At 43.1% G+C, this 12,719-nt stretch carries 8 protein-coding genes and 1 riboswitch; of the genes, 4 read left to right on the forward strand and 4 right to left on the reverse strand.

Annotated features, from left to right (window positions below):
• Position 1 precedes the first annotated feature (1 nt).
• A complete protein-coding gene (locus tag M1D81_RS05445; protein WP_456265395.1) occupies positions 2–1,816 on the forward strand; it encodes an IucA/IucC family protein in 1,815 nt (604 codons plus the stop codon).
• Positions 1,817–1,859: 43 nt separating this feature from the next.
• On the opposite strand, the gene M1D81_RS05450 is transcribed toward M1D81_RS05445, so the two are convergent.
• The 4 genes from M1D81_RS05450 to M1D81_RS05465 form a co-directional block, all read right to left on the reverse strand.
• Positions 1,860–2,717, reverse strand: a complete 858-nt coding sequence (locus M1D81_RS05450; protein WP_456265394.1) for a GNAT family N-acetyltransferase — start codon at positions 2,715–2,717, stop codon at positions 1,860–1,862.
• 132 nt (positions 2,718–2,849) lie between these two features.
• The gene (gene metH / locus M1D81_RS05455) at positions 2,850–6,278 is read right to left on the reverse strand and encodes a methionine synthase (protein WP_456265393.1); all 3,429 of its coding nucleotides are present in this window, start codon (positions 6,276–6,278) and stop codon (positions 2,850–2,852) included.
• The gene (locus tag M1D81_RS05460; RefSeq protein ID WP_034621789.1) at positions 6,262–8,103 is read right to left on the reverse strand and encodes a bifunctional homocysteine S-methyltransferase/methylenetetrahydrofolate reductase; all 1,842 of its coding nucleotides are present in this window, start codon (positions 8,101–8,103) and stop codon (positions 6,262–6,264) included. Before M1D81_RS05460 ends, metH begins: the two co-directional genes overlap by 17 nt.
• Positions 8,104–8,181: 78 nt before the next feature.
• Positions 8,182–8,300: riboswitch (SAM riboswitch) on the reverse strand.
• Between the two features lie 81 nt (positions 8,301–8,381).
• Entirely contained in the window at positions 8,382–8,873 is a 492-nt protein-coding gene (locus M1D81_RS05465) for a YajQ family cyclic di-GMP-binding protein (protein WP_012009527.1), read from the reverse strand.
• Between the two features lie 225 nt (positions 8,874–9,098).
• Here M1D81_RS05465 and M1D81_RS05470 point away from each other — a divergent pair, with 225 nt between their 5' ends.
• The 3 genes from M1D81_RS05470 (at position 9,099) to M1D81_RS05480 (ending at position 12,717) form a co-directional block, all read left to right on the forward strand.
• The gene (locus tag M1D81_RS05470; protein WP_456265392.1) at positions 9,099–9,947 is read left to right on the forward strand and encodes a CvfB family protein; all 849 of its coding nucleotides are present in this window, start codon (positions 9,099–9,101) and stop codon (positions 9,945–9,947) included.
• Between the two features lie 146 nt (positions 9,948–10,093).
• Positions 10,094–11,071, forward strand: a complete 978-nt coding sequence (locus M1D81_RS05475; protein WP_456265391.1) for a BMP family lipoprotein — start codon at positions 10,094–10,096, stop codon at positions 11,069–11,071.
• Positions 11,068–12,717, forward strand: a complete 1,650-nt coding sequence (locus M1D81_RS05480; protein WP_456265390.1) for a methyl-accepting chemotaxis protein — start codon at positions 11,068–11,070, stop codon at positions 12,715–12,717. The genes M1D81_RS05475 and M1D81_RS05480 overlap by 4 nt, the downstream gene beginning before the upstream one ends.
• Positions 12,718–12,719 lie beyond the last annotated feature (2 nt).

Here is a 12,719-nt window from a genome sequence, read left to right on the forward strand (position 1 = left end):
GATGAGTGTACAAGATGAATTGAAAAAAGCGGTGAATCCTGCTGCTTGGAAAAAGGCAAACCAGCGAATGGTGGCTAAAATGCTGTCTGAATATATGTATGAGGATATGCTTCATCCTGTTGAGCTGGATTGTAAGGATGGCATCGCGCAGTATGAATTAATCATTCACGAACATAAGAAATATCGTTATCTGGCAAAACCTCGGTTGTTTGATAGTTTTGATACAATCGCTGAATCAATTGAGTACTGTCAAGATGGAAAATGGTCAAAGGATGTCAGTGCCATTGTGTTTTTACTAGACATTCAGCCGATCATTCCAATGTCTTCTGACACAACAGGCCATCTTATCAAAGAGCTTCACCATACTTTGTTAGCCGATGTCCATTTGCTGTCGAAAAAAGCACTTCGTGCGGATGAACTGACAGATACGGATTATGCATGGATTGAAGGAGAAATGACAGGCCATCCTTGGATTGTGTATAACAAAGGACGTATAGGATTCAGCTACGATGATTACTTAGCCTATGCACCAGAACGGCAGGAATGTGTGCAGCTGTCTTGGATTGCTGTACATAAAGAGCTTGCGACATTCCATGCAGTCGATCATGAAAACTATGAGCAGGTGATCGCCAAAGAATTAGATGAAGTCACGATTCGTCAATTTCAGCGTGTGTTAAAGGATGAAGGATTGAATGCAGCTGACTATTATATGATGCCTGTCCATCAGTGGCAGTGGACGCATATGATTATTCAGCATTTCCCTGAAGATTTGGCCTTGCGCCGGATTGTGTATTTGGGAGAGGGACTGGATCAATATATCCCGCAGCAGTCGATCAGAACCTTTACAAATATCTCAAACAAAGGCAAGCATCATATTAAACTGCCAATGAGTATTTTAAATACACTTGTGTACCGTGGACTCCCATCAGAACGTACGGTCATTGCCCCGCGCATTACAGCGCATATTAAAGGGATTGCCGATCAAGACTCATTTTTATCTGATGTGTGCCGCGTCATTTTACCAGGTGAGAATGCAAGTATCAATGTCGATCATCCATACTACAGCAAACTGCCTGGTGCGCCGTATCAATATCTTGAGATGCTCGGTGTCATTTTTAGAGAAAGCATTTATACGTACTTAGAAGAAGGGGAGAGCCCTGTTACACTTGCGGCACTCACTTATGAGGATCATGAAGGTGAGCCGTATATTAAGCAGCTGATTGAAAAATCAGGTCTCTCAGCAAAAGAATGGATGGCGAAGTTCTTCCATGTCGTGATGCCGCCGCTGCTGCACTTTATGTATCAATACGGCACAGTCTTTTCACCGCATGGGCAAAATACGATTCTTGTGTTGAAAAATCATCAGCCGCATCGTTTGGCAATCAAAGATTTCGTTGATGATGTGAATATAAGTGACCAGCCGCTGCCTGAATTAGCTTCATTAGAAGAAGATTTAAAAGCAGTGCTACGCAGTGAGCCGCCAGAAGGTCTAGTACAATTTATCTTTACAGGATTATTTATTTGCAATCTGCGTTATGTATCCAACGTATTAGACAATCACAATCTGTTAGATGAAACGACTCTTTGGCGCTTGCTTGCGGAAGAAATTCAGCAGTATCAAAAGCAATTTCCGCAGCTAAAAGACCGTTTTGAATTATTTGATCTATTCCAGCCGAAGCTCACAAAGCTTTGCTTAAATCGTAATCGAATGATTGATTATGGCTATGGAGATGGAGATGACCGCCCGCATGCTTCAGAGCATGGGAAGGTCACAAATGCACTCGCTCATGTTCTTTCGTCAGTTGGGGAGAAGTAATAGAAAAGCTGTAGACATCAAGTGTCTACAGCTTGTTTGTTTTTTAAGAAAATGCTTGAGAGGCAAGAAAATAGAAAAGGGCGGGATCATTTAGTTTTTCTTTCCCGCGAATCATCATAAAAGGCGCTACGTTTGTTTTTGTAAATCCTGCTTCAACAAGTATTTCATGCAGGCGTTCAGCAGTTTCTTCATGCATATCTATACGAATTGCCCCTGAATAAGACGAGATGAGTGATTGGATGAGCGAGAGAGCGGTTTGTTCATCGTTTGCTGTAAGCGGTCCAATCATTAGATTAGCAGGGGTTTCGATGCCAAATGCAAATCCAGTTGTTTCATGATGCTCATTCTTTGCGATCAGCCGGAACGATGCTCGTTCCATTCGCTTTCTTATAAAGCTTGATCGATTGGTGCCTGCACCTTTTTCGTCAAGTGCTTCAATAGACGGAAGGTCCGCTTCATCAGCAGGAGAAAGGTGAATCCCGCCTGACACACGAAAAGCCGATGGATTCGTAGTCTGTGCTTTGTATGTATGAATATAGCCGGCCGTTTGAAATCCGATTTTTTCGTAAACGGGCTGTCCTTGTACAGTAGCAGTTAAAACGACAGGAACACTTTGGTCGCTCCGGCGAAGCAGGGTGTCAATCATTTTCCGCGCAAGGCCTAAGCCGCGATGCGTCTCAGATACAATAACGGCACCAATTGATGCTGCTTTATCATATTGGAAAAGTCCCGCACATGAGATCACTTGTCCATCTGTTGTTGAAAAACCTGTAAAATATCCGTTTGTTAAAAGAGATGTAAGCTCATCCTCATTGTAATCAGGCCAGTCGACCTCTTTTGACAATGCGATCAGATCGGGTATGTCATCAAGGGTTAAGGTTCGTTGTACAACGTTTTCCAATACACGCAACTCCTTCTTAGCTGATTTCATCTATATGTATCGTACCATATGAAAGATAAGAAAAAGGAAAGGAAGATCCTTTTCCTCTCAGCGTGTATCAAAAAAGAACCCCCAATGACGGAGGTTCTCATCTTAATGAACATTAAAATATCGAGCTTCAGGGTGGGAAACGACGATCGCAGAAACAGATGCTTCAGGTTCCATCATGAATCCTTCTGTCAGATGGATGCCGATTTTTTCAGGCTGAAGCAGCTTGAACAGCTTTTCCTGGTCCTCAAGATTTGGACACGCTGGATAACCAAAGGAATAGCGCTGCCCTTGATATTTCGCTTGGAATCGTTTTTCCATTGTAAAATCGACTGGGTCAGGGAATCCCCATTTGTCACGAATCACTTGGTGGGTTCTTTCAGCTAGTCCTTCTGCAAGCTCAAGTGCCAGAGCTTGGACGGCATGCATTTTTAAATAATCTCCTTCCTGCTTAAATTGCTGCGCGACTTCACGTATACGCGCGCCGGCTGTGACGGCGAATAAGGCAATATAATCTTTCTCGTTTTCATCACTTTTCCGTACATAATCAGAAATGGAGCGGTACGGTAGCTTCTCCTGCCTTGGAAATTGGAACGTTTCAATGATGCGGTCAGGTTCTTCAGGATCATAAATATGCAAATCATTTCCGTCTGAACTGGCAGGGAAGAATTGATACACAAATGCTGGCGCAAACCAGTTTTTCTCTCTGCCTTCGTTTAGAAGATCTGTGACAAGCTGTTTTAATTCCAATGCTTTTGGGTGCTGTTCAGCTAATAAAGTTTTGACCTTTCCCTTTAAGCCGAGATGATGACCAATGAGCATTTGTTCATTCACATAAGGCATAATATGATGCAAATCGATGTCTCTCACATAATGGCGTGTGGTATTTTCTGGCGTAAATACCGGTGCTTGCGGGAGAGATGCGCGTTTTTCTAGTAATTCAATGACAGCTTTCGGCTGCTTTCCTTCTTTCTTCTTGATAGGTGCCGCTGGCTCCTCTGGCGGCTTTGTTTGAAATTGCAGTGGATTCGCTTTTAACTCATTGGCTAACGATAGTCCGTCCATGGCATCTTTTGCATAAAGTACAGGTCCATCATAATGAGGCGAAATTTTCATTTTCGTAAATTTACGAGAAAGGGCAGCACCGCCGACCAAAATAGGAACAGAAATATTGGCTTTTTGTAAATCTTGAGCGGTTAGTACCATTTGCTGGGCGGACTTCACAAGTAAGCCTGATAATCCAATCATATCTGGTTTTTCCTTTTGCACAGCTTCAATCAATGTTTGAGGTGTCACCTTGATGCCGAGGTCGACCACTTGAAAGCCATTATTGCTCAAAATGATGTCGACAAGGTTTTTCCCGATATCATGGACATCTCCTTTTACGGTCGCAAGCAGAATTTTTCCTTTCCCGCTCGCATGCTGCTTTTCCATATATTGCTCAAGAAACGAAACAGATGCTTTCATGACCTCTGCCGATTGAAGCACCTCGGCTACAATCAGTTCGTTTTGATTAAAAAGACGACCAACTTCAGCCATTCCCTGCATTAACGGGCCATTGATGATATGAAGCGGCGATTCATATTGCTCCAAAGCAAGGGATAGATCATCGATGAGACCTTCTTTCGTTCCCTCGACGACGTAGAGCGCCAGCCTTTCATCAAGTGATAAGGAGATCTTTGGTTTTTTCTCCGTTTTCTTTTTACCGCGGTAAAATTGGGTGAATTCAGCCAGTGTTTGATCATTTGTTTCATAAAGCAAGGATTCAGCTAGTTTGATTTCTTCCTTTGGAATGGAAGCGAAGCGTTCAAGTTTTTCTGTATTGACAATGGCATAGTCAAGCCCTGCTTGCACGCAGTGATACAAATAGACGGCATTTAAGATTTCTCTGCCAACAGGCGGAAGCCCGAAAGATACGTTACTGATGCCTAAAATGGTGAGGCACTCAGGCAGGGTTTCCTTGATCATTTTAATGCCTTTGACCGTTTCTTCAGCGGCGCCAATATATTGCTCGTCTCCAGTGCCTACGGGAAAGACAAGCGGATCAAAAATGATGTCACTTGCGGGAATTCCATACTTCCTCGTTAGCAAATCGTGAGAACGTACAGCAATTTCAAGCTTTCGTTCTGCTGTCACGGCCATTCCTATTTCATCAATCGTGCCAACAACAAGTGCACCGCCATATAGCTTCACAAGAGGAAGAATCTCTTCAAAGCGTTCCTCGCCATCCTCAAGGTTGATGGAATTGATGATGGCTTTCCCTTGAGAATAGGTGAGTGCCTTTTCAATCACGTGTTTATCCGTTGAATCAATGACAAAAGGGGCTTTCACCTTTTTCATGGCTTCTTGTAAAAAGCCTTCCATGTCTGCTGCCTCATCACGGTCTGGGTCGGCGAGACACACATCAACGACGTGAGCGCCATTTTTCACTTGAGCACGAGCAATTTCTGCTGCTTCTTCAAACTTTTGTTCCGCAATGAGCCGTTTGAATTTGCGAGAACCAATGACATTGGTCCGTTCGCCTACAAAAAGAGGACGCATCGAATCCTCATAAATAAGAGGCTCAATTCCTGATACGGTATGCTGCGGCGATTCGCGAGTGATATGACGCGGCTGAAGCGTGCGTACTTCATCTGACAATGCTTGAATATGCGCAGGTGTAGTCCCGCAGCAGCCGCCGACGATATTTAACCAGCCTTCCTTAGCAAAGGCGGCGATTTTCTTAGCAAGAGAGACAGGGGATTCATGATATTGGCCTTCTTCATCTGGGAGACCAGCATTCGGATAGCAGCTCACCGCTGACTTTGCAATGGAGGATAGCGTGCGAATATGGTCTGTCATAAATTCTGGACCAGTCGCACAGTTAAGGCCCACACTGATGGGTTTCATATGCTCAAGAGAGATATAAAAGGCTTCAATATCCTGGCCAGCAAGGGTGGTGCCCATCGGTTCAATCGTTCCTGATACCATGAGTGGTAATTGAATGCCCGTCTGCTGAAAGGCTTCTTGAATCCCTTTGAATCCAGCTTTTACATTCAGCATATCTTGGCTTGTTTCTAAAAGAAGGGCATCACACTTTCCGTCAATCAGAGCGCGGGCCTGCTCTTCATAGTTTCTGACGAGCTCACTGAAGGTTGTGCCGCCTGTCACAGATAATGTTTTCGTTGTCGGGCCCATTGCGCCTACAACAAAACGAGGCTGCTCCGGTGTGGAGAAACGGTCTGCTTCTGCCTTTGCCAGCTGCGCAGCTCGAACATTGAGTTCATAGGCAAGGTGGCCAAGCCCATATTCATCAAGAACGAGCTCTGTCGCGCCGAACGTATTTGTTTCAATGAGGTCAGCATTTGCTTCGAGGTACTCCCTATGGATCTTAGAGATGATGTGAGGGGCTGTCACATTCAAATACTCGTTACAGCCCTCATACTCTTCTCCGCCAAAGTCCTCTGCTGTCAGGTTGGCGTTTTGAATCATTGTGCCCATTGCCCCATCAAGGACGAGGATGCGTTTTTTGAGCTGTTCAGTGATAGTTGACATGGACGTTAGACTCCTTTTCTTTCTGATGGATGTAGGTGGTCAGTTCTGCTGTTAAATCTGATCGAAGGAAAGGAGTAATTAAATAAATGCCATTAAACAATTCGCAGGCTGTATCTAATAAAGAGCGGGCAATTGCTAAGCCTTCTGCTCGCTGCTTTTCTTTATCCTCGCCAGCTTTGGCCATAATGTCACGAATAGAATCAGATAATTTGATACCTGGAATTTCGTGATGAATAAACTCGGCATTTCGGCTGCTTGTTAACGGCATAATGCCGATATAAATCGGTTTATCCAAGTGGCGGCTTTCCTCATGAATTTTCACAAGCTGTTCCTCAGAATAAACAGGCTGTGAAATAAAATAATCAGCACCGTATTCGATTTTTTTCTCAAGACGTTTGACTGCTTTATCAATATGGCGCACATTTGGGTTAAACGCGCCAGCCACTGAAAAATTGGTCTTTTTGCCAAGGGGCTTTCCTGAGAAAGAAAGGCCTTCGTTAAATTGTTTGATGAGTCGAATCAAATCAAAGGAGGTTAAATCATACACAGATGTTGCACCTGGGAAGTCTCCAATTTTAGATGGATCGCCTGTGATCGCTAAAATATCGGTTAATCCAAGGGTGTCGAGCCCCATTAAATGAGATTGAAGTCCAATCAAATTACGGTCGCGGCATGTGATATGAACAAGAGAACGCATATCGAGCTGCTGCTTTAATAATGCGCCGCAAGCGACATTGCTAATGCGCGGAGTCGCAAGAGAATTATCGGCTAACGTCAATGCATCAATGCCAGCATCTTTTAATTCATTTGCAGCAACGAGAAATTTTTCGAAGTTCAGCTTCTTGGGCGGATCAAGCTCTACGATAATCGAACGTTTTTTCACAGCCAGCTCATCAAGACCTGGCTCAGTGCGCTGATCTTGGATGGAAATGATTTCTTCTTTTAACACCTTCACTTCTTTTTCAGTGATCGGTGCTAAATCTTTGACCGCTTCAGCCATTGCGCTAATATGCTGAGGTGTTGTTCCGCAGCAGCCTCCGATAATACGTGCGCCCTGATTTCTAAATTCAAGTGCACTTTTTCGGAAATAATCGTTATCGGTATCATAGACGAGTCTGCCTGCTTCAAGAGAGGGGAGACTGCTGTTAGGATAGACAGATAAATGCGAATTTTCCAAAAGTGGAACGCCTTCTAGTGCCTGAATCATGTGATAAGGGCCCAGCCGGCAGTTGATGCCGACGACATCTGCGCCAAGAGATGATAACTCAGATAAACCATCCTTCAGCGGCGTACCATCCTGCAAAACGCCTTGTTCATGCATAGAGACGTTCATGACAATCGGAAGAGTCGTTTCTTTGCGGGCAATTTGGAGAACAGCCTTTGCTTCTTCTATGTCATAATACGTTTCAAGCAGCAATCCGTCAGGTTCTTCATTTAATAGGATGTACAGCTGCTCTCTAAAGCTTCTTTTGATTTCTTCTATAGAGTAGGCATTTTTGTTAAACGTCCGAATGCCGCCAATTGTTCCGAGTACATAAGCAGAGCCTGCGGCTGCTTTTGCAATTTGTACCGCTTTTGTATTGATGCGTTTTGTTTCTTCCTCTAAGCCGTAGCGGGATAGTTTAATATAATTCGCGCCGTATGTGTTCGTTTGGATGATGTCAGCGCCAGCCTGCACATATGCCTCGTGAACGCGTTTCACTTCATCCTCTTTCGATAAATTTAATTCTTCAAAGCAGCGGTCAATGCCGTAAGAGTATAAAAGTGTTCCCATCGCTCCGTCAGCTATCAGTACGCGGTTTTGTAAGTCTTGTAATAGGCCCATTGTATTCCTCCTTATTTCTATGTAACAAAAAAAGCCTTCTGATAAGAAGAAGACTTTTTGGCTGTATCGTAATTCTTCTCCTTATCTTCCAAGCAGTTGCTTGCTGGATTTAGCACCTTGGTCATAGAAAATAAATTTCTACTACACCGGTTGCTGAGGCTTCACAGGGCCAGTCCCTCTGCCTCTCTTGATAAGAAAGCGATATGAACATGTCAATGAATTGAACTTCCATCAACTGTAACGAAAAATGCAGAAATAATCAATGGAAAATTTGAAATTTATCGAAAATTTATAAATTGGACATCAATCGGCAAATCAGCCTTGCGCATAAGAGAAATCACTTCTTGTAAATCATCTTTATTTTTCCCTGTCACACGCACTTGGTCATCCTGAAATTGTGATTTCACTTTGATACCAGACTGCTTGATGAGCGCGTTGATCTTTTTGGCGTTGTCTTGATCAATCCCGCTGATCAGCTTCGCACGCTGGCGTACTGTACCGCCTAGGGCATGCTCGGTTTTTCCGTAATCGATGTTTTTAGTTGGAACATTTCGTTTGATCAGCTTTGTCACAAGCACATCTTTTAGCTGCTCAAGTTTGAAGTCATCATCAGAAATGAGAACAAGCTCTTCTTTTTCGAGAGAAATATCACTTTTACTTCCTTTAAAATCATAACGGTTTTTAATTTCTTTCAATGCTGCCTGAACAGCGTTTTGCACTTCAGGCAGTTCAACCTTCGATACAATGTCAAATGAGCTTTCTTTTGCCATCACACATGACCTCCAAGTTTAGATATTGCGTCTATTTTATCATGCAAATAGCAGAAGAAGAAAACTTTATCAAAGAGTACAGCCGACAGCCGTATAAATCGTGTCCAGTTTGTCCACTTTAGCTAACAGAACTAGAGATGTTCATGCGGGAAGAAGTATAGTAGAATAGAGTGAATCAAAAGATGAACGAACGCTCTTTTATGGGCAGATAGGAAGGAAGAGAACATGAGACCAGGTGAGCAACTGACCTTGCAAATAGAGAATGAAATGGAATACGGCTACTTTTTGACAGACGGTGAAGATTCGGTCCTCTTACACCGCAGTGAAATGACAGAAGATATTGGAGACCGAGATGAAGTAGAGGTCTACTTATATGTAGATCATGAAGAAAGACTCGCTGCCACGATGAAAATCCCTACAATTAACGCACATACATACGGCTGGGTAGAAGTCGTGGACGTGGTAGAAGACATGGGCGCATTTGTTGATGTTGGGCTGTCAAAGGATGCACTTGTGGCGACAGAACACCTCCCGCCTTTTGAGGAAGCATGGCCGAAAAAAGGAGACAAACTCTACTGTATGCTGAAAGTCACAAGCTACGGCAGAATGTTCGCAAAACCAGCTACAGAAGACGTGATCAGTGAATTGTTCACTGAGGCACCAGAAACCTTAATGAACAAAGAAATCTCTGGAACAATCTATCGTTTAATTGCGACAGGTTCCTTTATGCTGACTGATACAGGCGTGCGAGGGTTTATCCATCGCACGGAACGAAAGGAAGAGCCGCGATTAGGATCGACCGTTACAGGACGCGTCATTGCAGTGAAAGAGGATGGAACCGTGAACGTTTCTCTGCTTCCTAGAAAACAGGATGCATTATCTGTCGATGCAGAAGAAATTTTAACCTATATGAGAACAAGAAACGGCGCCATGCCTTATTGGGATAAAAGTGATCCAGAGGACATCCGCGAAAGATTTCAAATGAGCAAGGCAGCCTTTAAACGAGCACTAGGTCATCTCATGAAAAATGATCTAGTTTACCAAAAAGAAGGCTGGACATACGAGAAAAAGTGAGCATTTGCTCACTTTTTTATTTTTGTCTTAAATAATGGATTTTTTCTATGAAAAAAGTCACGAAAAACCTTCACTATATCATTGAAACAACGACCCTCAAATCCGATAAAAAAGGAGTAAGGATGATAAAAGGAGTGTGTTTTTGGATGAAAGTGAAGATTTCATTACTTCTGATGGCAGCCATGCTTATGGTGCTCGCCGCATGCGGTAATCAACAGGAGGGGGCGCCAAAATCAACTGCGAAGCATATTGGCGTTATGCTTACAGATGATGGTCTTGGTGATCAATCATTTAACGATTCATCATTTAAAGGATTAGAAAAAGCACGTGATGAGCTTGGCATTGAATTTGATTATAGAGAAATTGCAGAAACTGATACATATGAAAAAGGACTGACAGAACTGGTGAGAGATGGAAATGATCTCATCATTGGTGTAGGTTTCAGTATGCAAGAAGACCTAGAAAAAGTCGCAAAGAAATATCCTAAGAAGCAGTTTCTTCTTATCGATGCCGTATCTGAGCTGAAAAATGTGACCTCTGTGACGTTTAAAGAAGAGCAAGGCAGCTATTTAGCGGGGGCACTTGCTGCAATGACAACGAAAAGCGATGTCATTGGATTTGTTGGCGGTGTTGACGCAGATGTCATCCATCGTTTTGAAAAAGGATTTCAAAAAGGCGCCAAATCAGTCAATCCAAAAATCAAGATCTTATCTACCTATGCCGGTACATTTAGTGATGCAGGCAAGGGGAGTAAAATAGCCAAAGACATGATCAAAAAGAAAGCAGACGTTTTATATGCCGCAGCCGGCTACTCAGGTGTCGGTGTATTAAAAGAAGCGCAGTCACAGGGTAAATATGCTATTGGTGTAGACAGCGATCAGTACTATACTGCTGAAAAAGCGGTCATTTCGTCTATGGTGAAAAAAGTCGATGAAGTGGTCTATCAATTCAGCGAACAGCTCGTTAAGAACAATCAAATGAAAAGCGGGCATGTTGTCTATGACTTAAGCAATGATGGAATCGATATGGCAAAAATTCGGATCCTGAAAAATGCTGAGACACTGACCAAAAAATTAAATGGTCTGAAGCAGACGCTTCTAAAAGAAGAGGGGGACGCATCATGAGCTTACGCGTCAAAATTTTACTCAACTCACTTATCTCACTTCTTTTAGCAGTTGGCGTTATTGCCTTTATCATTGTCAGCATGACAAAAATCCAATCATCAAATGAGACAGATGTCCAAACCTTATTAAATGTACAAAAAACGAAGGCAGGCTTTGAAAGTGTCGAGCAAGCCATGACCAATTATTCGATGACACTCTCAGATGAACAGCTAGAGATCGTTCAAAACGATATTTCTACAGCAAAAAAACAGCTGCAAACGTTAAACAAATATGCGGGAAATATGAACAAAGAGGCATTAACAAGGTTAAATTCAAAATATGACACGTGGACCAAGGAAGCAAACAATGCCATTGGTGAAAAAAACGCATCGGATGCAAGACGTGTGGCAGCAAGAATTGATGGCGTTTTAAACGATGTGCATACGATGAATAAAAGGGCAGAAGAAGCGTATAAACAAAATCTAGAGGCTGCAGCAGACAATGTCCAATGGATTATCACAAGTGCACTCGTCTCAGCCCTCACACTGATTGTCATTGCCGTCTTTTTGAATATTGGATTAACGCGATCCATCGTGACACCCATTAAATCACTATCCTATAGAGCAAAGCAGATCGCAGAAGGCAACCTTGCTGTGGAGCGGATGGATATTCAGCGCAAGGATGAAATCGGCGGCTTGAATGAATCTTTTAATCAAATGACAGATCAGCTGATTAGTCTGATTAAAGAAATCAGCAATGTCTCAAGCCGAGTAGAGACATTCTCGATCCACCTGAATGATGAAAACAAAAAGATGATGGAGTCTGCGAATCAAGTATCTGTTTCGACAGACGAAATGGCTAATGGGTCACAAGCGATTTCAGAAGATCTCCAGCACGGCGTCAGCTTGATTGAGAAAATGGACCAGCATGGACGTAAAAATTCCGAACGCTCACAAACGGTCATCCGCAGTACAGAAGATGCCATCGAAGCCGTAGAAAGCGGAAAGCACACGTTAACAGAAACAAAAAAAGCGATTGAAAAAAATACACATGCGACGAGACAAATCGAAGAATCAGCAGGAGAATTCACGCAATACGCCAGCGGAATCTCAGCCATGGCCAAAACGGTTTCTGACATTGCGGACCAAACAAACCTGCTTTCCTTAAACGCAGCCATTGAAGCGGCAAGAGCAGGCGAAGCTGGAAAAGGCTTTGCTGTTGTAGCAGATGAAATTCGCAAGCTTGCTGATGAATCGTCTAATGCCACAAGACAAATCTTTGACATGGTCAGTCATATTGAAAGAGGCATTCAATCCATTAGTCAAACTGTTCAAGAAGGGGTCAAGCTTTCACTTCAGCAGCAGGATGCGATGGACAAAACCTCACACTCCTTTGAAGATATAGAAACAAAAGCGCAGCATATTAAACAAGAAATGGCGGTCTTAAATGACCAAATTATGCAATCAACAGAACTTGGCGGACAAGTACTGCACTCGATTGAAAATATTAGTGCAGTGGTAGAAGAAACAGCAGCTGGCAGCGAAGAAATTTCTGCTTCAGCCAATGAACAGCTGCAATCGTTCCATCAAATGAACAAACAGGTCGAAGAATTGATGAGTATGACGGCAAGGTTAAATGAAACCGTCCAGCGATTTAAACTTTCATAAGA

It is taken from the genome of Bacillus sp. JZ105, assembly GCF_053903125.1.